The organism is Aeromicrobium sp. CTD01-1L150, assembly GCF_041951745.1.
Classification (GTDB): domain Bacteria; phylum Actinomycetota; class Actinomycetes; order Propionibacteriales; family Nocardioidaceae; genus Aeromicrobium.
In genome coordinates this window covers 1,228,886-1,248,923 of the sequence record NZ_CP169555.1, presented here as the reverse complement: position 1 = coordinate 1,248,923, position 20,038 = coordinate 1,228,886, and the positions used below count along the sequence as shown (strand labels likewise).

21 protein-coding genes and 1 tRNA gene are annotated in these 20,038 nt (G+C 66.6%); 6 read left to right on the top strand and 16 right to left on the bottom strand.

From position 1 onward, the window contains the following. Positions 1 to 130: 130 nt before the first annotated feature. The 10 genes from ACEVFP_RS06130 to ACEVFP_RS06085 all read right to left on the bottom strand — a co-directional run bounded on the left by ACEVFP_RS06130 (position 131) and on the right by ACEVFP_RS06085 (position 11,268). Positions 131 to 1,819, bottom strand: coding sequence for a thiamine pyrophosphate-binding protein (locus tag ACEVFP_RS06130; protein ID WP_375002759.1), 1,689 nt, complete (start codon positions 1,817 to 1,819; stop codon positions 131 to 133). Further along, positions 1,816 to 3,282, bottom strand: a complete 1,467-nt coding sequence (locus tag ACEVFP_RS06125; RefSeq protein WP_375002758.1) for an aldehyde dehydrogenase family protein — start codon at positions 3,280 to 3,282, stop codon at positions 1,816 to 1,818. The genes ACEVFP_RS06130 and ACEVFP_RS06125 overlap by 4 nt, the downstream gene beginning before the upstream one ends. Continuing rightward, positions 3,279 to 4,292, bottom strand: coding sequence for a PDR/VanB family oxidoreductase (locus ACEVFP_RS06120; protein ID WP_375002757.1), 1,014 nt, complete (start codon positions 4,290 to 4,292; stop codon positions 3,279 to 3,281). Before ACEVFP_RS06120 ends, ACEVFP_RS06125 begins: the two co-directional genes overlap by 4 nt. After that, on the bottom strand, positions 4,289 to 4,783 hold the full coding sequence (locus ACEVFP_RS06115) for a hypothetical protein (RefSeq protein WP_375002756.1): 495 nt from the start codon (positions 4,781 to 4,783) through the stop codon (positions 4,289 to 4,291). Before ACEVFP_RS06115 ends, ACEVFP_RS06120 begins: the two co-directional genes overlap by 4 nt. Then, positions 4,780 to 5,904 carry an alcohol dehydrogenase catalytic domain-containing protein gene (locus ACEVFP_RS06110; protein WP_375002755.1) on the bottom strand — a complete coding sequence of 375 codons (1,125 nt, stop codon included), beginning with the start codon at positions 5,902 to 5,904 and terminating at the stop codon, positions 4,780 to 4,782. Before ACEVFP_RS06110 ends, ACEVFP_RS06115 begins: the two co-directional genes overlap by 4 nt. Further along, the gene (locus ACEVFP_RS06105; protein ID WP_375002754.1) at positions 5,889 to 6,755 is read right to left on the bottom strand and encodes an ABC transporter ATP-binding protein; all 867 of its coding nucleotides are present in this window, start codon (positions 6,753 to 6,755) and stop codon (positions 5,889 to 5,891) included. Before ACEVFP_RS06105 ends, ACEVFP_RS06110 begins: the two co-directional genes overlap by 16 nt. A 47-nt stretch (positions 6,756 to 6,802) precedes the next feature. Then, positions 6,803 to 7,651 (bottom strand): ABC transporter permease, encoded by an 849-nt coding sequence (locus ACEVFP_RS06100; RefSeq protein ID WP_375002753.1) that lies wholly within the window; start codon positions 7,649 to 7,651, stop codon positions 6,803 to 6,805. A 9-nt stretch (positions 7,652 to 7,660) separates the two neighbouring features. Further along, positions 7,661 to 8,605: an ABC transporter substrate-binding protein gene (locus ACEVFP_RS06095; protein ID WP_375002752.1), complete on the bottom strand. Its 945-nt coding sequence runs from the start codon at positions 8,603 to 8,605 to the stop codon at positions 7,661 to 7,663. Between the two features lie 144 nt (positions 8,606 to 8,749). Beyond that, complete coding sequence (locus ACEVFP_RS06090; protein ID WP_375002751.1) at positions 8,750 to 10,033, bottom strand: Rieske 2Fe-2S domain-containing protein; 1,284 nt, start codon at positions 10,031 to 10,033, stop codon at positions 8,750 to 8,752. A gap of 2 nt (positions 10,034 to 10,035) precedes the next feature. Further along, positions 10,036 to 11,268 (bottom strand): MFS transporter, encoded by a 1,233-nt coding sequence (locus ACEVFP_RS06085; protein ID WP_375002750.1) that lies wholly within the window; start codon positions 11,266 to 11,268, stop codon positions 10,036 to 10,038. Between the two features lie 197 nt (positions 11,269 to 11,465). On the opposite strand from ACEVFP_RS06085, the gene ACEVFP_RS06080 reads away from it, so the two are divergent. The 4 genes from ACEVFP_RS06080 to ACEVFP_RS06065 all read left to right on the top strand — a co-directional run bounded on the left by ACEVFP_RS06080 (position 11,466) and on the right by ACEVFP_RS06065 (position 13,825). Further along, positions 11,466 to 12,293 carry an IclR family transcriptional regulator C-terminal domain-containing protein gene (locus tag ACEVFP_RS06080; protein ID WP_375002749.1) on the top strand — a complete coding sequence of 276 codons (828 nt, stop codon included), beginning with the start codon at positions 11,466 to 11,468 and terminating at the stop codon, positions 12,291 to 12,293. Further along, positions 12,290 to 13,084 (top strand): IclR family transcriptional regulator C-terminal domain-containing protein, encoded by a 795-nt coding sequence (locus ACEVFP_RS06075; protein WP_375002748.1) that lies wholly within the window; start codon positions 12,290 to 12,292, stop codon positions 13,082 to 13,084. Before ACEVFP_RS06080 ends, ACEVFP_RS06075 begins: the two co-directional genes overlap by 4 nt. Before the next feature lie 273 nt (positions 13,085 to 13,357). Then, positions 13,358 to 13,430 (top strand) — tRNA-Arg (locus tag ACEVFP_RS06070). Positions 13,431 to 13,621: 191 nt separating this feature from the next. Further along, positions 13,622 to 13,825, top strand: coding sequence for a cold-shock protein (locus tag ACEVFP_RS06065; RefSeq protein ID WP_375002747.1), 204 nt, complete (start codon positions 13,622 to 13,624; stop codon positions 13,823 to 13,825). A gap of 91 nt (positions 13,826 to 13,916) precedes the next feature. Here ACEVFP_RS06065 and ACEVFP_RS06060 read toward each other — a convergent pair whose 3' ends face one another. The 4 genes from ACEVFP_RS06060 to ACEVFP_RS06045 form a co-directional block, all read right to left on the bottom strand. Further along, positions 13,917 to 14,378, bottom strand: coding sequence for a PaaI family thioesterase (locus tag ACEVFP_RS06060; RefSeq protein ID WP_375002746.1), 462 nt, complete (start codon positions 14,376 to 14,378; stop codon positions 13,917 to 13,919). A 70-nt stretch (positions 14,379 to 14,448) separates the two neighbouring features. Continuing rightward, positions 14,449 to 15,351 carry an alpha/beta hydrolase family esterase gene (locus ACEVFP_RS06055; RefSeq protein ID WP_375002745.1) on the bottom strand — a complete coding sequence of 301 codons (903 nt, stop codon included), beginning with the start codon at positions 15,349 to 15,351 and terminating at the stop codon, positions 14,449 to 14,451. A gap of 54 nt (positions 15,352 to 15,405) precedes the next feature. Beyond that, positions 15,406 to 15,888 (bottom strand): PGPGW domain-containing protein, encoded by a 483-nt coding sequence (locus tag ACEVFP_RS06050; protein WP_375002744.1) that lies wholly within the window; start codon positions 15,886 to 15,888, stop codon positions 15,406 to 15,408. Between the two features lie 268 nt (positions 15,889 to 16,156). Further along, complete coding sequence (locus ACEVFP_RS06045) at positions 16,157 to 16,858, bottom strand: metal-dependent transcriptional regulator (RefSeq protein ID WP_375002743.1); 702 nt, start codon at positions 16,856 to 16,858, stop codon at positions 16,157 to 16,159. A gap of 220 nt (positions 16,859 to 17,078) precedes the next feature. On the opposite strand from ACEVFP_RS06045, the gene ACEVFP_RS06040 reads away from it, so the two are divergent. Continuing rightward, a complete protein-coding gene (locus ACEVFP_RS06040; protein ID WP_375002742.1) occupies positions 17,079 to 17,774 on the top strand; it encodes a hypothetical protein in 696 nt (231 codons plus the stop codon). 27 nt (positions 17,775 to 17,801) lie between these two features. Here the strand turns inward: ACEVFP_RS06040 and ACEVFP_RS06035 are convergent, their stop codons facing one another. Together ACEVFP_RS06035 and pdxH are read right to left on the bottom strand one after the other, a co-directional pair. Further along, positions 17,802 to 18,191, bottom strand: a complete 390-nt coding sequence (locus ACEVFP_RS06035) for a YchJ family protein (RefSeq protein ID WP_375002740.1) — start codon at positions 18,189 to 18,191, stop codon at positions 17,802 to 17,804. Between the two features lie 12 nt (positions 18,192 to 18,203). Further along, complete coding sequence (gene pdxH / locus ACEVFP_RS06030) at positions 18,204 to 18,839, bottom strand: pyridoxamine 5'-phosphate oxidase (RefSeq protein WP_375002739.1); 636 nt, start codon at positions 18,837 to 18,839, stop codon at positions 18,204 to 18,206. A 59-nt stretch (positions 18,840 to 18,898) separates the two neighbouring features. On the opposite strand from pdxH, the gene ACEVFP_RS06025 reads away from it, so the two are divergent. Further along, a complete protein-coding gene (locus ACEVFP_RS06025; protein ID WP_375002737.1) occupies positions 18,899 to 20,017 on the top strand; it encodes a citrate synthase 2 in 1,119 nt (372 codons plus the stop codon). The last annotated feature ends 21 nt before the right edge of the window (positions 20,018 to 20,038 follow it).

Sequence of the window (20,038 nt, the reverse complement as noted above, 5' to 3'; positions counted from 1 at the left end):
CAGGGTCCGGTGATGGTGGGGACAGAGCAGGACCCGAAGAAGGCATGCTCTGTAGCATCCGAGGGCCGCGAACTAGAGCCTGAGTCGGCTGGAACGACAGCGTCTTTCATCCCTCGTGCGCCGTGCCGCGTCATGGCCCCATGTCGAGCGGATCGGTGACGACCTCGACCAAGCACGGGCCCTTGGCTTGCGCTGCCGCCTCCAGCGCGGCGGTGAAATCCTTCAGTGTTCTCGCGACGAAGCCACGCAACCCGAAGCCCTCGGCAACAGCGCTGAGTCTCGGGCCGGCGAGATCGACGGTCAGTGCTCGTTCCTCGTCGGTCACGCTTCCCGCGTACCGTCTGATGGCAGCGCCCACCGCAGCGTATGACTCGTTGTTCACGACTATGTAGGTCACGTCGATGTTGTAACGAACGGCAGTCCAAAGGCCCGGAATGCCGAACTGGAACGCGCCGTCGCCGCACACGGCCACCACCCGCTTCTCCGGCTGCGCCAGCTTGAACCCGAGCGCTGCGCCCACCCCCCAGCCCAGAGATCCCGACGAGGTCGTGTGGATCGTCGCTTCGCTGCATTCCACCGCGTGGATGAGTGCCTTGCCCGAGGTGGTCGCATCGCCGACCACCAGGGTGCCCCCATCCAGCGTCCTGGACAGCGCGTCCATGACTTGGCCGACGGTCACTCGATCGTCTGCAGACGGCCCTGGAAGGACACGCCCAATCACCTGTTGCTGCTCCTCGCGTGCGATCTCTACCGCAGCACCCAGCCGTGCCACCGGTTCGCGTGTCTTGAGCTCGGTCAGCACGTCGTCCAGGAAGGTCACGCTGTCGCTCACCGCCGCGACGTCCACGCCGTGGATCTTCGCGACCTCCGCGGGGTCGGGGTGCGTGTGCACCAGCTTCGCTCCGACAGGCACGTCGCTACGCACAGGCGCCTCAAACTCCAGGAAGCATTTCGCTCCAACGAACAGCACCAGGTCCGATCCGGCAACCGACGGACGGGTCACGTCGTACAGGCCGGCAAAGTGCGGATCGCTGGTCGGCAGGACCGTGCGCTCAAAGCCACGTCGATCCTCTACGAACACCGGGGCCACCAGCTGTTCGGCCAACGCAGCCAAGAGTCGAGCTCCATGACCTCGAGAACTTGCGGACGCCACGTCCGCGCCCGCGACGATGATGGGACTGCGGGAGGTGAGCAGCAGGTCGACGGTCCGCGTCACAGACGCCGACGGCGCACGCACGGCATCTGCGATCGTGTGGCGACCCCTGGGGCCGGCACCGCGAGATGCGGCTGCCTCCACGAGATCCTGCGAGAGTCCGACCCACGTGGGCCCCTGCGGGGCCGTGGCGGAGACCTGCAGGGCTCGGGCAACATCGCTGGCCACCGCGTCTGCCCGAAGGCTCTGCCAAGTCCACTTGGAGTACTGGCGAACGAAGTCGCGCATGTGCGGGGCCGTGGTAAAACCGCCACGGCCTTGGATCTGTGTCTGCTTGAGTCCGGTGAGAAGGACCACTGGGCTGTGCGCGAGCTGAGCAGCGTACAGATGGCTCAGTCCGTTCGTGAGCCCGACGTTGGCATGCAGGTAGGCCACCGCAGGTTCGCCCGTGGCTCGCCCGTGAGCGTCCGCCATCGACACCGCGATCGACTCGTGGGTCGTCAGGATGATGTCGATGTCGCTTCGTCGCGAGACCTCGTGCAGGAAGGCAGCCTCGGTGCTCCCGGGACAGATGAACACCGAGCCGATGCCCCACTCGACCAGCACGTCGAGCAGGCTGTCCGCCGCGAGCCCCGTCTCGTGCGTCTCTGCATGAGCCTCGTTCACGTGGCGCTCCTCATGTCTTGTCGCTCCGCCAGAACCTGCAGCTCGGTGTACTCGTGGATACCCTCGATGCCGTGGCCGCGCCCGATCCCGCTCTGCTTGAAACCGCCGAAGGGCATGGCGACACTCGAGGCCCCGACCCGGTGAATGTTGACGAACACTGTTCCCGCCTCGATTCGTCCAGCGATCTCGAAGGCGCGATCAACGTCCTCGGACCAGACCGACGCCGCAAGTCCGTACTCCGTTGCGTTGGCGAGCTCGACGGCCTCGTCCTCGTCGTCGAAGAAGTAGACGGGGACCAGCGGCCCGAACTGCTCCTCCTGCATGAGCCGTGACCCTGGGTCGGTCTCTACGACCAGATGCGGTTGGACAAACAGTCCATTCTCGTTCCGGACCGCTGAAGCCCTGCCGAGTGGCAACACCTGGGCCCCACGCTGCACGGCGTCTCGGAGGAGCTCGCGTACCCGATCGCGCTGGGCGGCGTTGTTGAGTGGCCCCATGGTGACCGCGGGGTCACGGCCGTCACCGACCACGACCTCGTCGGCTTCCTCGACGAACGCGTCGACGAACAGCGCACGATGGCGACGGTGCACGTAGAGCCTCTTGGGCGCGTAACAGACCTGCCCGGCGCAGGCGAGGGTGCCTTTGACTAGCTCGGCGACCAGGTCCCCGTCGAGTCGGGCGTCCTCCAGCACGACTGCGGCGTCGTTGCCTCCCAGCTCCAGGCTGAGTCCCTTGAGTGTGTCGCTAGCTGCTCGCATGATGGCTCGGCCGGTCGGGGTGCTTCCGGTGAAGGCGACCTTCCGCACGAGGCGATGAGTCGTCAGCGCAGCTCCCACACTGGACCCTTCGCCGGCGATGACGTTGAGCACTCCGTCCGGCAGGGCCGATGCCAACCAGTGGAGGACGCGCGACAATGCGAGCGGGGAGTGGTCGGGCAGCTTCACCACCACGCAATTGCCCGCAAGCAGAGCTGGGGCAACCATGAGTTGCGCCAGCAGCACGGGATAGTTCCACGGGACGATCACCGCGACGACCCCCACCGGGACGCGCCGGGTCACCATGCGGCCACTGTCACCGTGGACCACTACCGGCTCCAACGCGGCAGCCTGCTCAGAGTGCCAGCGCAGGATCTGCACTGCGCCAGCGATCTCGGCGGCGGCCTCTCTCGGCGTCTTGCCATGTTCTCGACTGAGGAGGGCGGCGAGCACTGAACTCTGCTCGTCCAACCTTTGCGCCGAGCCTTCCAGGAGTTCCGCGCGTTCCGAGACGCTCCGCTTCGACCATTGCGGACGTGCAGCATCGGCAACCTGCACGGCCCAGTCCGCGTCCTTGGGCGAGCTGATGCCGACGGATCCGACCCGGTCTTCTGGGTCTGCGGGATTCGCGACCTCGAGACGAAGGTCGCGACGTCGCGTGCGGCCTGCGATGAATGGGTCGATGTCTACCGTCCGGTCAGCACTCACAGGTCCAGCACCAACCGCTCGGACGTGCACCGGCCCACGCAGATCATCATCGTCTTGTTCGAGGCACGTTCCTTCTCTGTCAGGATCGTGTCGTGATGCTCTGGCTCACCCTCGAGGACGCGCGTCTCGCACGTCCCACAGAATCCTTCCTCGCAGGAACTCATCACCTCGGGGCAGTGTTGTCGGACCATGTCGATCAATGAGTCCTCAGGACCTACGGTGAAGAACGCGGCCGAGCGCCGCAGCTCCACCTCGAAACCGGTGGCACCTTGTCCTGGCTCGGGTGCAGGAGACTCCGGGGCAGCTGAGAAGCGCTCGACGTGCAGGTCTGCGACCGTCGATGCCTCGCCACAGGCAGCGTCCACGGCCTGCAGCAGTGCCTCCGGTCCGCAGCAGTAGACGTCCGTGCCGCTCTCACAGCTCGCGAGCGCCGTGGCAAGATCGATCATGCCCTTCTCGTCCTCGGGGACGAGATGTAGAGCATCACCAACGAGCTCGCGCAGTTCCTGCACGAATGCCATGGACGACCTCTTTCGACCGCCGTACAGGACCCGAAACCGTTTGCCGGCCTGACTGAGAGAGCGGGCCATGGCTAGGATCGGAGTGATGCCGATACCTCCGGCCACCAGCAGGTAGCTGGCGGCGTCCTCGAGCACGAAGTGGTTGCGAGGTCCACGAATCCGCAGTGCCCGACCGACTAGGGCCGAGTCGTGGATCTCCGCCGACCCACCGCGCCCATCAGACTCCCTCAGTACCGCGATGCGGTAGGCGGTGAGATCAGAAGGATCGCTGCACAGGCTGTACTGACGGACAGCCCCGGACGGAAGGACGACGTCGATGTGAGCGCCGGGGGTCCAGCTCGGCAACTCACGTCCGAAAGGGTCCTTGAGCTCCAGCGACAGGACTCCTTCAGCTTCCATACGGGCCGCGCCAACGGTGACCTCTCGTAGGACGCTGTCGGGCTCGACGGGCGGCGCGAGCACTCGGGCAGGATCAGACGTCAACGTCATACCAACACCTCCTCGGCTGTCGCAGCCTCACGAGCCCCACCCCGGAGGACGTCGAGCAGGGCTGCGACCAGACGCGGACCTCTCACAGATATGAGCATGTCGACCTCCTGGCGCAGCGTCACCATCGCGGAGGCACCACTCGGCTCCTCCCAGTGCTGCGGTGAGACCAGCACAGCGGCGATCAGGTCTCCGCCCTCGCGCGCCGCTGCGCAGACTTCTCGGACGGTCGCTTCGGCCACGGCGCTCATGTCGGTGGCAAGCAGCACGATCATGTCCGCACTCTGAGTGACCTGGCTGGTGTTGGCAGGGCTCGGCGGCTCCCAGCCATCCTGTCCAAGGACCTCGGTGCTGGCCAGCTCGGCGTCGGGGTGGGACAGCACCTGAACACCGTCGACCCCGAGGTCACCCAGACTCTCGGCGAGCTCGAGGGCATCGGATCCGAGTGGAACCACGAGCACGCGGGCCTCGTACGACTTTCGCAGTGGATTCATGATGAGACCTCCTGGAATTCGGCCGGACGTGGGCCTGTTCTCGACGTCAGCCACGGATCGACGATGACGTGGGGTGTCGCTGGTCCGGATCCGGACCTGAGCTTGGTGAGCATCGATCCGACCTCGTCCAGGCCGATGCGATGGGTGGGGATGACGCCCAGGCCGGTCATGCCCTGGTCGAGTGCCCGAATGCTGAGTCCGACCGCCTCGGGTGAGCGCCCACGGACGCCTCGGATGGTGAGCAGGCGCCGGACGACCGCGGTGGCGTCGACGTCGAGCTCCGTGCCTCCGGAGATCCCTGCGAGCACCAGCGTGCCGTGGCGAGCAAGGAGCGTCGTGGCGAGCGCTGTCGTCCGGGTGCTCCCGACGGTGTCGACCACGATGTCCAGCTCGGGAACTCCCCCGACGTGCGCCCCGACATGGGTGTGTACGCGCAGGCCCTCGGCCACTCGAAGCCGTTCGGCATCTCGTTCGAGGCCGAAGAGGTGAACCTCAGCTGCACCCGCGTGACGGGCCGCAGCCGCGCACGCAAACCCGTGATACCCGGGTCCGATGATCGCCACCCGCGAGCCTCGGCAGGCCCCTCCGACCAGCATCACCCACTCGATGGCGTTCGCGAGCGGGAGGGCCCATGCGGCGAGGTCCGGGGAGAGCGCGGCAGGAACCGGATGGAGAGCGTGACGTGCCGAGAGCTCCATGAACTCGGCGTTCCCGCCGTGCAGGCCAGTGCGGACACGGGTGGGCAGCATGCCGACCCGCTCGCCGCCGGTCCAGAGGTCCGCCTGCGGACAGAAGCGGTACGCCCCCGCCATGCACTCCTGACAGTGGCCACAGCCGATGTACTCCTCGACGGCAACACGCTCTCCCGGCGCGACGCCCAGGAGCTCGGCAAACTCGTCGTCAAGGTGCTCGATGGTGCCGATCACGTGGTGACCGAGGACGGCAGGAGCCTGCAGACCCCGCACATTGAGCTGGACGTCGGTACCGCAGATACCGGACGACTCGACCCTCAGCCAGCCGGCGGCGCCGTCGAGGTCGAAGGTCTCGACCTCGACGACACCGGTTCCGGAGCTGACGGCGGCTCGCACGTCCGAGGGTGCCTGGATCATCGGCGCAGCCACGACCGCTTCTTCTGCGGAGCACTCCCAGCCTGGGCCTGGCTCCGCGAGACCTCGTCACGTAGCTGCTGCCAGATGTCGTAGACGATCTCGCCGTACTTGCTCTGATGACGCAGCTCCAACACGTCACGGGGACGCTCGAACGGAACGTCCACGAAGGCCTTCGCCCGACCGGGCTGGGCTGTCATGACCATGATGCGGTCGCTCAGCGTGACCGCTTCGTCGACACTGTGAGTGATGAACACGACGGTCTTGCGGGTCTCGTCCCAGATGCGCAGCAGCTCTGCCTGCAGGAGGGTCTTGTTCTGCTCGTCCAGGGCCGAGAACGGCTCGTCCATCAACAGGATCTCCGGATCGTTGGCGAAGGCTCGAGCGATAGAGACACGCTGGCGCATCCCTCCGGAAAGCTGGTGCGGATACGCGTTGGCGAACGCAGCGAGCCCTGTCTTGTCCAGGTAGTGCCCGACGGTCTCCTTGATCTCCGTCCGGGGGACGCCGCGCATCGTCAAGCCGTAGGAGGCGTTGTCCCAGACACTCATCCAGGGAAAGATCGAGTCTCCTTGGAACACCATGGAGTTCTCCGGGCGACCTTCACGTCCCCCCTGGACCTCCACCTGGCCAGCCGTCGGCGCGTCGAGTCCGGCGAGCATTCGCAGCAGGGTCGTCTTGCCGCAGCCACTCGGGCCGACGATGACGAGGAACTGTCCACGCGGCACGTCGAGGTCGAGGGAGTCCAACGCTGTCACGGTCTTTCCTCGCACGTCGAACTGCTTGGTCAGGCCGCGCAGTCGGATCTGCACGTCCGCGTCCGGGGTGACTCCCGCCGCAGCTGGTGCCGCTGTGCTGGATGACATCGTCGTGTCACCTTTCTGCTCAGTGGATCTGAGGACGGTGTGCTCGCTCATCGGTCCGCCCTCCAGGGGGTGAGGCGGTTGGAGACGGCGCCGAGCAGCAGGGCCAGCGCGTAGCCGATGACGGCGATAACCAGCAGACCGACGTACATCGTCTCCACGGAATAGAGCTGCCAGGCGTTCCAGATCATGTAGCCCAGACCGCTGTCGGCGCCGACCATCTCGGCGATGGCAATGAGGATGAGGCCGAGGCCCGCCCCCAGCTCGATGCCGGTCATGATGTTCGGCATCGCACCGGGTATGGCGACTGTCTTGAACACGTGCCAACGGCTGGCCCCGAAGTTCTTGGCCACGTCGTAGTACATCGGTGCGACGTTCATGACTCCCGCGACGGTGTTGATGACCACGGGATAGAAGACCCCGATCGCGACCATGACGACCTTCGACGTCTCACCGAGACCGAAGATGAGCAGGATGAGGGGCAGCAGTGCGCTCTTGGGGATCGGATAGGTGCCCGAGACGAGCGGCTGCAGGGCAGCTCGAATCGGCCGGTACAGGCCCATCACCACTCCGAGGATCAGAGCAGGAACGAGCCCGAGCCAGAACCCGATGAACAGTCGCCGGGTACTAGCCCACACGTTGCTCCACAGCTCGCCACTCTCGGAGAGAGCGAACATCTGCTCGACGATCGCGGACGGCACGGGAAAGAAGCGGGTGTCGATGACACCCAGACGACCGAGCACCTCCCAGATGAGCAACAGCGCTACCGGGGTGAGGACCGCGAGAGACCGTTCGAAGGCCTTCGTGGACGTGAACTTCTTCTTCGGCGGGACGGCAGGAGCCTGCGCCGGCGCGGGCAGGTCCTCTTTCACCTGGGACCTGGCGGTGTTCTGTGACATGTGAGGTCCTCACGATCCATTGACCGACTGAGCGGCCTGGTCGGTATAGGTCTGATCGACGAGCTGGTCAAAGTCGGCTTCGACGTCTGCCTCGAGCCAGCCACGCTCCTTGAAGAACTCGTAGTCCCGCTCGAGACTCTCCAGGTTCACGGCGCCGTCCGGAGCGACGAAGCTCGGGACGGTCTTTCGGAACAGCTCCGGATCGATCCCGATGGCCGAGGAGATGATGTCGACGATCTCGGTGGACTCCTCGCCCTCCCAGTCTCCGTCGGCCACCGCGGCGTTGTAGTCCTGGGAGGCCTTCACGTAGGCGTTCATGAAGCACTGCGCGACGGCCGGACGATCGCTGCTGAAGCCGCCACCGTAGAGAATGACGGCGAGCTGTTGCCCGTCGTAGACCTCAGTGGAGTCGAAGAAGCGCACAGCGGCGCCGGACTCCACGATGGTGGCGGCAGTGGGCTCGGTGGTCGCGGCCGCATCGATCGCTCCGTTCTCGAAGCTCGAGACATGCTCGGGGAATCCCACGAACTGATGGTCCACGTCGTCGTAGTCGAGGCCCTCGGACTCGAGGACGGCCGCCATGGTCGCGGACGTTGATGTTCCCTCAGCTGGTTCGGCGACCCGCAGGCCCTTGAGGTCGGCGACGCTCTCGACCTGCCCGGACTCCACGAGGTCGGTGCGCACGAGGATGGGCATGTAGTCGTAGTTCTCGACGAGCGAGCCCTTGTCGGCGACGATCCGCACGTCGATGTCACGAGCGACCGCGTTGTAGAAGCCGGCCGACGGAGCACCGGCTCCGACGTCGAGCTGCCCGGATCCGAGCGGCGCGATCATCTTCGCGGCGGAGTCGAACTGCGTGAAGTCGACGTCCAGGCCCTCCTCCTTGAAGTAGCCCTTCTCGTCGGCGATGAACAACAGGGCGTCGGTCGCACTGTTGACGATGCCAGCCTCCACGGATGCACCGTCGCAGCTGTCGGACCCGGCGCTGCCGGTACACGCGACCAGACTCAAGCAGGCGGCGCAGGCCAGTAGGCCGCCAGTGAGTGATGGCCGCTGGGATCTCATGATGAACATGACAGTTTCCTCTCGATCACACGGTTAGATGGAGACGAAGTCTTCGCCGGGCTTGGCAATCAGGGCTTCGCGAGCACCCTCTTGGAACGGAACTTCCTTCGGAAGCAGCACCGAGGTGGAGCGGACCTGCTGGTGCTCGACGTCGACGCCTGGAACCTCACCTTCCTGAGCATCCTCAAGAGCTGCCAGCAGGCGCCGACGGGCAAGGATGATCCCGGCGTCGCTCGTGCCCAGACGCTCCTTCGTCCGGTCGCAGATCTGGCCCATGGACTCCTGCAGGGAGAAGTCCTGCGCCGAGATCCCCTCGATGCCGCTGAAACTCTCCTTACGCCGCTGTGCCTCTCGGTCCATGAGGTAGTCGTTCTCACGGTTGGCGATCGGATCGTAGGTGCCGGGGATGTACTTGACATGGATGCCGCCGCCGTCGCGCATGGCGGCGAGCTCGTCCTCCCGCAGCGGCCTGGTGGGGTGGTAGTTGATGCTCCAGGCCCAGCAGGTCTCGTCATCGATCGGGACCCAGGCATGGGCGCCAAGCGGGTTGTGAGTACCGAACGGCGGGATGATCGTGTACCAGGGCATGATCCATTGCGTGACGCGCCAGTAGTAGTTCTCGTCGTCGGCGTTGCGGCGCGCGCCGATGAGCAGGCCTCCGTCGGTCTCGGCAACCTCGAACTTGGGGCGGGTGTCGGCCTTGAGGTACTCGTTGCCGGCCGTTCCGCTGTGCATTGGGTCGTCGTCGAGGTTGAAGCGATGCGCGAACGAGACATGGCTCGAGTCGATTCCGCCCTCCATGGCCTGCAGGTAGTTGGAGAACTGGCGGCGCTTGGAGCTATACCGGTGAGAGTCGGGAATGGTCGCCCACTCAAGCTCCGGGAGGTCGGGCTTCATGTCCGTCGGTCCCATGTACGTCCAGATGATCCCGGCACGCTCGACGCAGGGGTAGGCACGCTGCTTGATGCGCTCACGGAACTTACTTCCCTCGGGCTCGGAAGGCATGTCAATGCAGTTGCCGTCGACGTCGTATTTCCAACCGTGGTAGGCGCAGCGCAGCCCGCACTCCTCGTTGCGCCCGAAGAACAGCGAGGCAGTGCGGTGGCTGCAGAACTCATCGATCAGCCCGATGCGCCCCTGCGTGTCCCGAAAGGCGATGAGGCTCTCGTTGAGGATCTTGACCCGCACGGGCGGGCAGTCAGGCTCAGGAATCTCATCGGCCTGCAGTGCGGGGATCCAGTAGCGGCGGAACAGGTCACCCATGGGGGTTCCCGGGCCGGTCTTGGTCAGCAGCTCATTCTGCTCTTGGGTCAGCATGGTCAGCCTTTCTCGGGGGTTGAACCGGACACGACATGCGAGCTCGACGGCTTTCCAGCAGGGTCGAGTCGACGAAGACAGAGAACTGCGCCTGTGGTGGCGACGGCGAAGGCGGCGCAGGGCACGGCCCAGGCGACGGCGTACGAGGAGTGGTCGAGTACGAGGCCGAATGTCACCGGCCCGGACGCGAAGCCGAGGTAGAGACCCGTGGAGAGCACACCACTGGCCGCACCGACCAGGCCGGTCGGTGCCAACGTCAGGAGAGAGACCATGGTGACGCTGTTGGCTGCCAGTGCACTCGCCCCGAACACTCCGGCACCCAGCCAGACAAGACCACTGGAGCCCCACTGGGCGGAAGCGACGATCGCTGCGCCAGCGAGGGAGCCGACGCCCAACAGGACCAGCACAGGTCCGAGACGCGCACCGGCATCGGTTCGTCGCCCCCACCAGATCCTGCTGACCAGGCCGACCAGACCGATCATCGCCGCTGTCAGGCCCGCAGCCGACAGAGAGAAGCCGAGCTCTTCGAAGGCATACAGCGGTAGGTAGGTATTCACGGCTGCAAGGCCCAGACCGATGAAGTAGGTGTAGATGGTCAGGGCCCACACACCTGGACCGAGGCCGGACGACGCGGCGCGAGAGCGGCCCGGCGCACTGGAGCTGCCGGTCGGCAGCGCTAGGCCACTGGCGACTCCCACCACGGCGAACAGCGCCCCACCGGCGATCGCGATACGCCAGTCGAACAGGACGGTCAGAGCCGGGACACTGAGGCCGGCCACCAGTTGACTCATCTGGACCCCGGACTGCTTCCATCCGATCAGCGATCCGGTCGGGGCCCTGTCGAGGGTTCCTACGAAGCGGTTGGTCGCGGGGTTGGACATCGACTGAGCAACGCCGCATGCGATGGCGGCGAGCAGGATCCAGCCGTACGACGGCGCCAGACCTGCGAGGACCAGGCCAGCTCCCGAACCCAGTGAGATGGCCATCAGCGCATGGGTGGACCGCACCCGATCGGCCCACCGACCGAAGAGCGCCGAGCACGCTGCCGCTGACAGGAAAGTCATCGTCGCGATGGATCCGAACTGCGCCGACGTGAGGCCGAGGTCGTCGATGACCACGGCCGAGACCGACGACAACGAGTAGAGGAACAGCGGCCCGACGCCCATGCAGGTGATGAGTGCGATCCAGACGACCGGCCGCACGGCCGCCGTCGCCACACCCTGTTCGCTCTTCATTCACCATTCCGCTCTGCGTACATACGTACGGATACTATGAAAGTTGAGTGTGTCACGCGAATCACACGATTGGCAACCATGGCAACAATCTCAGTGGACTTGTTAGGGATGCCTTAGGATGTGTGGATGAGTGTTCGCATAGTGGAATGGCCGCGCGTTGACACAAGGATCGCAGAGAAATGCACTACATTCGCCGCATGAGTCAGCGGGATGCTGAACAGGAGCCCTCGGACGATCACGTCGCCTCACTCGAGCGCGGGATCGCGGTCATCGAAGTGCTGAGTGGCTCGGACGCCCCCTTGTCCCTCGCAGAGGTTGCGCGCCTGTGTGAGACAACTCGCGCCACGGCGCGCCGGCTCCTGCTCACCCTCAGCCACCTCGGATACGTCACGAGCAACGGAACCTCCTTTGCACTGCGGCCGAGCGTGATGGAGCTGGGTGATGCCTACCTGGACAGCTCTCGCGTTCCGGCCCTCGCGCACTCACACCTGCAGCAGCTCTCGGCTGCTGTGCGGGACACCTGCTCGCTGACGGTGCTCGACGGGTACGACGTGGTCTACGTCGATCGCGTCAAGGCGTCGCGCATCATGACCGTCAATATCGACATCGGCACCCGCTTCCCGGCCTATGCGACATCAACGGGGCGCGTTCTGCTCTCAGGCCAGGACCCTGAACAGATCGAGCACTACCTGGGCAACCTCGAAGCGACTCCCCTGACTCCCCGGACCACCACGTCTCCCCGCGACCTGGGGGCCGCCATCGAGCAGGCACGGCGGGACGGTCACGCCATCGCAGACCAGGAGCTGGACACAGGGTTGCGATCGATTGCCGCGCCGGTGCGCGACTCCGGCGGCCTGGTGATCGCGGCACTGAACGTGTCGACGCACGTCACTCGCACCAGCTTGCAGGATCTGCGTAGTCGCGTACTCCCACTCCTGTTGAGGGCGTCGGAGGCCATCAGCACCGACATCGTCAATGCAGCCACCTCCGAGAGCGCCGTCGATCAAGGGAGCTGGTCGCAGTGATCAACGACGACAGCGTCACCACCCCTCGGGACTTCGTGCACTCACTCGGCCGTGGCCTCTCACTGATCACGACCTTCGACGCGCACCACTCGAGGATGAACCTCGACGAGATCTCTGCCCGGAGTGGGATCTCCCGCTCAGCATGCCGACGGCTACTGCTCACGCTCGTCGCCAAGGGGTACGTCGAATACGACGGCCGTTGCTTCTCGCTCTCGCCGCGCCTGCTCGGACTCGGGTACGCGCAGCAGTCCCAGCTGACCCTCAGCGATGTGGCGGCGCCCCATGCAGATGCACTCGCGAAGGCCATCGACCGACACGTGTCAGTCGCCGTCCTCGAAGGATCCGACGTGATGTTCGTTCACCGCGTCGGCGGACGTCGCATCATGCGGCTCTCATTGACGGTCGGGAGCAGGCTTCCGGCCCACGTCACGGCGATCGGTCGTGCCATGTTGGCCTGGATCCCCGAGGACCAGTTGGCCAACTACCTTGATCAGGCCAATTTCGACCAGATCACGCCGCGCTCGATCCGATCACCCGCCGAGCTGCGCAAGAACCTGCTGCGGGTTCGGATGGACGGATGGTCCCTGGTGAGCGAGGAACTTGAGCAGGGCCTCAGCGCCATGGCGGTGCCGATACGCGACCGAAAAGGACGCGTCGTTGCTGCCATCAACGTCTCCACCCAGGCATCGAGTCGGGCAATTCTGGATCAGGAGATCGCAGACTTCCTGCCCGAGCTGCTTCGCACGGCGGCTCGCATCGGCGCCGACGTCCATCCCACGCATACCGGCTGATGCGCTATGCTCCAGAGCGGAGCCGGCGCTCACTCGAGACCCCTCCAGCCCGTGGCGCCAGATTCAGTCACTCATCGATGCAGCAGTCCGACCGATCCATCGTGCGTCCCCTGCCTCGCAGAGCAGACCGCGCCTGATCAGTTGACACACGAGCGGCTAGTCTTGCATGGGGCCATGGCCACCGTTCTAGATCAGAAGCACGGGTTGAGCTGCAGTTTCGAGCAGGTTCGACTTCGCGGTGATGATCAAGCCTGCGCAGGTCATAGCCTCCCCGCCCCCGTAGCTCAGGGGATAGAGCAACGGTTTCCTAAACCGCAGGTCGCAGGTTCGAATCCTGCCGGGGGCACTGTTTGTCGGGTCGATCGAGCATCTCCGCCGCATTCCACGGCGTGCTACGGTGACCATGTTGTAGGCGCTGTTTAGCCAGTGATTTCTGAGTGTTGATCACGATCCACCTCCTTGAGCTCCGGTTTGATGTTCGTCGCGACTTCCGTCGCTCGCAAACCGTGTGAGCGCAGCCTTCCGAGGAGATTCATCATGACGACAGGAACCGTGAAGTGGTTCAACGCCGACAAGGGCTACGGCTTCATCAGCCCCGACGAGGGCGGCGAGGATCTCTTCGCCCACTTCAACCAGATCGTCGGAGAGGGCTATCGCAACCTCAGTGACGACCAGAAGGTCGAGTTCGACGTCGAGCAGGGCCAGAAGGGCCTGCAGGCCACGAACATCCGCGCTCTCTGAGACGGACGAGGTGGGCTGTCACGCACAGCCCACCGCGGACGACGCCCCCTCACTGCGAGGGGGCGTTTTCGCGTACGACCTCCCCGAGCCGTCAGCGGTGGATCATGCAGGTCGTCGTGGCGTGGGCGACCAGCCGGTCGTTCTCGTCGACGACGCGCCCCTCGGCAGTGGCCACCTGGCGTCCGACATGGATGGTCGACCCCGTGCCGACGAGACGCTCTCCGTTGATCGGCACGGTGCGGATGTAGTTGACCTTGAGCTCGAGCGTCCCGAAGCCGACGCCGGCCTCGAGCGTGGAGTGGACGGCACAGCCCATGACGGAGTCCAGCAGGGTCGCGCAGATGCCGCCATGGAGCACACCGAGCGGGTTGGCGAAGTCCTGTCGCGTGGGGACGGAGAAGGAGACCTCCCCCTCGTCGATTCGCTCGACCTGCAGACCGAGGAGATCACCGATGAACGGCGGGCGGTCCGGCGCGGCGAAGGCCGTGCGGAGGAACTCCAGACCGCTGAGGCTCTTCAGGTGCTCCATCTGCTCCGGCGAGAGCGCTGACATGGTGTTCCCTTTCGTCGCGACCTGTCCAGCATAGACCAATCGGTCTACCACGGGTCGGGTGCGGTCGGGATCACTCGGTCAGGCCGAAGAACTCCAGCATCACGTCAGAGGCGTCGACGGTCTGGGTGGTCTCACCCAGGCCATCGAACGGCGTCGCACCCGGCCACGTGTGACCCCCGCCGTCGATCACGTAGGCGTGCACCGGATGGTCTCCGCACGACGGCCACCGGAACAGCTCCACGTCGTCGCCGATCGCCTCGGTGTCCGCCTGCGCGTCGCAGCCTGCGTGCTCGGCCCAGCGGGTCAACGACTGACTGGCAGGGGCCACCGGCTCCAGAGGGGTGTCCCCTCCGTTGAACGGCACGACCAGGTCAGCGGTCCCGTGGAAGTACACGATCGAGGCCGGCGGCGCGCTGTCACACTCCGGGTCGTAGAGCGACGCCGCGACGCCGCCGTACGCCTGGGCCGGGAACTCGCCCGAGCACGCCATCGCGAAGGCCAGTGCGGAGCCGTTCGAGAGGCCGGTGACGTACTGCCGATCGGCGTCGATGCAGTCCGTCTCGGACATCGTGTCCATGAGCTCATGGATGTACGCCAGGTCGGATCCTTGCTCGTCCACGGCGGTGCGGTAGTCCCAACGTGAGCCCGTGTGGATCGCTTGCGGCGCGATCACGACGAAGCCCAGCTCGTCAACACGCTCGGCGAGGCCGGTGTAGGCCAGGGCGGTGTCGGCCTGGCCTCCGAGGCCGTGGAAGAAGTACACGACCGGCAGCTGCGACTCCCCGTCCCACTCATCGGGGGCGCTCACCAGGTGTGAACGGGGCTGCCCGCCCACGATGAGCTCCTGTTGGGACTGGCCGGAACAGACCTCGGCGGCCGGGGGTGTCGTCGGTTCCTCAGGTGGCGTCTGCGGGCCGGTGCACGCTGCGAGCACCAGACAACCGGCGACCAGTGCGAGGGCGACGCGCGACATGGGGCCCAGTGTGCCCGAAACGCCGGTACGCGCCGCAACCTCCCTGTCGAACGCTCAGCCCGTGGGCTCCGCCACCCGCGGGACCTCGTCCACGATGCGCCAACGTCGCACGCTGTAGGCGATGAGCCCCCAGGCGACGATCGCCGACGCGATGAGCCCGGCCCCCGTGACCCAGCCCTGTGCCGGGAGCTCGGGCCCGAACCCGACGTTCAGCACCTCGAACTCCGGGATGGTGGGGCCGACCCCCCAGACGATGCCGAGCCCGAGGAGCCACACTCCGCCAGCGACGCTGAGCAGGATGCGTGGAATGGTCGCCACCCCGTAGATCGCCGCCTCGATGGCCTTGGCCTTGAGCGGATCGAGGATGCGGCGCGCCCACGAGTAGTGCCGAGCCAACAGCGCCACCCCGCCGACCAGGATGAGCGTGCCAGGACCGGGCAGCGGCATGAGGACGATGCCCACTGGTATGAGGGTCCAGCCCAACAGCTCACTGCCCGTACGCGCGAACCATGCCTTCAGCCGGTCCCACAGGCTCATGAGCCCTAGCATGCCAAACCGCACCCACCCACGGCGAGACCTGCGTCGAACCGTCACCGGCGGCGCCCCTGTGGCAAGAGGCCGCACCCACCGAGAGGACGTCTCCATCGTCAGACCCAGGCTGGCCGATCCAGCGGTGCGATCTCACGATGATCGAGCGCGGCGACCTCGGCATCGTCCGCGTCGCGGCGGTACCGCCGTTCATCCACCGAGAAGGCACACGGGTCGGCGCGCCGTCCCTGCCCGGGGGCTGGGCGTCGCGCCGACCTCACTCAGAGACGAAGATGTGGGCTGCCGCGTCAGCATCGACCTCGGCGGTCTCGCCCTGGCGTGCCACCACCACACCGTCGTGGCCGCTGGAGATGAGGACGTCGTTGCCCGGCAGCGCGCCCACCCGGCGCAGGACGGACATGACCTCGGTGTCCTTCTGCAGCTCCTCGGCGATCCGACGCACGATGCGGCGGCGGGGTTCGGCGCCGCCGCGAGCAGCTGCGGTGAGCGACTCCAGGCCGGCCAGGAAGCTGATCGGGTCGTCCTCACCGATGCTGTTCTCGCCGAGCTCGGCGAGCCCGGGGATCGGGTTGCCGTACGGCGACTCGGTGGGGTGCTCCAGGAGGTTCACGAGCCGGCGCTCCACCTGCTCGGACATGACGTGCTCCCAGCGGCACGCCTCCTCGTGGACGAACTCGATCTCCAGCCCGATGACGTCGGTGAGCAGTCGCTCGGCCAGCCGGTGCTTGCGCATGACGCGCGTGGCCAGCTGGCGACCCTTGTCGGAAAGCTCGAGGTGACGATCTCCCTCCACGGTCAGCAGTCCGTCGCGCTCCATGCGGGCCACGGTCTGGCTGACCGTGGGACCGCTCTGGTGGAGGCGCTCGGCAATCCGCGCGCGCAGCGGGACGATGCCCTCCTCCTCCAGCTCGTAGACGGTCCGCAGATACATCTCGGTGGTGTCGATGAGATCGCTCACGCAGTCATTGTTCCATGGCGGGAAGACTTCTCGTCGATCCCTCAGGATGGTGCGCATGGCGACGTCGGTGATGTGCTTTCGCGCCGACTTCCGGTTGCACCGCCATCCCGCCCTGCGGGTGGCCGTCGAGTCCTGCCCGGACAGGGCGTGAGTTCCTTCGCCGGAACGCCGCCCACCCCTGACGAGAGACCGTCCCCTCGGGTCCCGATAGCGTGTCGCCATGGTGATGATCGCGGCGCAGTTCAACGGTCCGGCCACCTCCGGCAACGGGGGATATGTGTGCGGGCTGCTCGCCGGCGAGCACGGTGCGCGCGTCGCCACCTCCACCCTGCGGCAGCCGCCGCCCCTCGATTCGGCACTGACCTGGGAACGTCATGAGGAGACACTGAGCCTGGTCACCGCCGGTGGCGCGGTCGTCGGCGACGTGTCGGCCGGCTCGTTCGTCGCCGATCCTCCGCCGGCCCCGACGCCGGATGAGGTGGCGGACGGACTCGCCGCATACGTCGGGTTCGACCACCACCCCTTCGACCGCTGCTTCACGTGCGGAACGTCCCGCGACGAGGGGGATGGGCTGCGCATCTTCACCGGTCCGGTCGATGAGGTACGCACTGTCGGGCCCTGGACACCGCACCCGGCCTTCGACGCCGGCGACGGCACCGTGTCGACGAGCATCGCCTGGGCCGCACTGGACTGTCCCGGCGGCTGGGCAGCCGACTTCACCGCCCAGCTCATGCTGCTCGGCCGGATGACCGGAGAGCTCCTGCGCCACCCGCGCATCGGCGAACCTCTCGCCGCCACCGGAACACTTCTGGAGCACGACGGCCGCAAGTTCCGGACCGCCACCGCCCTCCACACCCCCGGTGGCGAGCTGGTCGGACGGTCCGAGCAGGTCTGGATCGAGGTCGCCCAGGCCTGAGGCGCCCCGGACCCTGTCCTGACCGGATCAGGTGACCTCGTCGCCGTCGACGTAGAACCAGCGGCCCGCACGGCGCTCGAAGCGGCTCACCTCCTGCAGCACGCCGGTCTCCGACGGCGTCGACCACCTGGCCCGGAACTCCACGAGGCCAGCATCGTCGTCCGCTCCCCCGGCCTCGGTCCTGACCACCTCCAGGCCCTCCCATCGCAGCACCGGCGAGGTCGAGACGTCTGCCGGGCGCGTGCGCGGGTGCCACGTGCGGAACACGTGGTCGTCGTCGCGCACGACGTAGGCGGCGTAGCGGGAGCGCATCAGCTCCTCGGCAGTCGTCGCCCGACGCTGCTGCTGGTGCAGGGGACGGCAGCAGTCCCCGAACGCTGCTCCTGCGGCACACGGGCAGGCGGACGTCTCGCTCACGGGGCCGGTCACCTAAGGAGCCAGCCGTTCGCGTCGCCATTCGTCGGCCACACGGACGAACCGGATCCGATCGTGCAGACGGTTCTCCCGCCCTTGCCAGAACTCCACCGACTCGAGGGCGATGCGGTAGCCGCCCCACTCCGGTGGACGCGCCGGCCCGTCGGCGCCGGCCTGGTCCCTCACTCGCGCCACCCGCTGCTCCAGGTCGTCCCGGTCGGGCACGACGCTCGACTGCGGCGAAGCGGCGGCGCTGACGCGGCTCCCGAGGGGCCGGCTGGCGAAGTACGCGTCGGACTCCTTCGCGCTCACCCTGCTCACTGCACCCTCGACCCTGACCTGCCGTTGCAGCGGATGCCACAGCAGCACGGCCGCGACACGTGGGTTCGCCTGGATCTCGACGCCCTTGCGCGACTCGTAGCTGGTGAAGAACACGGCACCGTCCTCGTCGAGGTGCTTGAGCAGCACGATGCGTACCGAGGGTGCTCCGTCAGGCGTCGACGACGCGAGCGCCATGGCGTTGGGTTCGTGGAGGCCCGCTGACACGGCATCGTCGAACCAGCTGCGGAAGAGCCCGATCGGCTCGAGGCCCGCACCAACCTCTTCCAGTCCGTCACGGGCGTACTCGGCCCGCATCGCGGAGAGATCCATGGACCCAGAGTAGTGAGGCGCTGAACGGGACGCAGGGCCGACGGTGCAGAATGCGAGCCATGCCTGACAACGTGAAGATCCACCACGGGCTCGAGGGCGTCGTCGCGTTCGAGAGCGAGATCGCTGAGCCCGACAAGGAAGGATCGGCACTGCGCTACCGCGGTGTCGACATCGACGACCTCGTCGGGCGCGTCCCGTTCGAGAAGATCTGGGGCCTGCTGGTCGACGGCGAGTACGAGCCGGGGCTACCGCCCGCCGAACCGTTCCCCATCCCTGTGCACTCCGGCGACATCCGAGCAGACGTCCAGAGCGCCATCGCGTTGACCGCACCGGCCTGGGGCCTGCGCCAGCTGTACGACATCCCGACCGCCGACGAGGTGCGTGAGGACCTCGCCCGCACAGCCGTGATGATCCTGTCGTACGTCGCCCAGGGTGCCCGGGGGGTGGGCCAGCCGATGGTCCCCCAGTCCATCATCGACGAGCAGGCCACCATCGTCGGCCGGATGCTCACCCGCTGGCGCGGCGAGGTGAACCCGGCCCACGCCAAGGCCATCGATGCCTACCTGGTCTCGGCCGCCGAGCACGGCATGAACGCCTCGACGTTCACGGCTCGTGTGATCGCCTCCACCGGTGCCGATGTCGCTGCCGCGTTGTCGGGGGCCGTGGGCGCCATGTCCGGCCCGCTGCACGGTGGCGCACCGTCGCGCGTGCTGCACATGATCGAGCAGGTGGAGAAGTCCGGCGACGCCGAGGGCTACGTCAAGCAGCTCCTCGACTCCGGCGAACGGCTCATGGGCTTCGGCCACCGGGTCTACCGCGCCGAAGATCCCCGCGCCCGCACCCTGCGCCGTACCGCCAAGGAGCTCGCCGCACCGCGCGCCGAGGTGGCCGAGGCACTGGAGCAGGCTGCGCTCAAGGAGCTGCGCGAGCGCCGCCCCGACCGAGTGCTGGAGACCAACGTCGAGTTCTGGGCGGCGATCGTGCTGGACTTCGCCGAGGTCCCGCCGAACATGTTCACCGCAATGTTCACCTCCGCCCGCACCGCCGGGTGGAGCGCCCACATCCTGGAGCAGTACAAGACCGGCCGACTCATCCGTCCGTCGTCGATCTACACCGGTCCCCCCGAGCGCCAGGCCGACGAGGTCACCGGCTGGAACCCGGTCTGGGCCGAGGGCTGAGCAGCCTGGAGACGACCACCA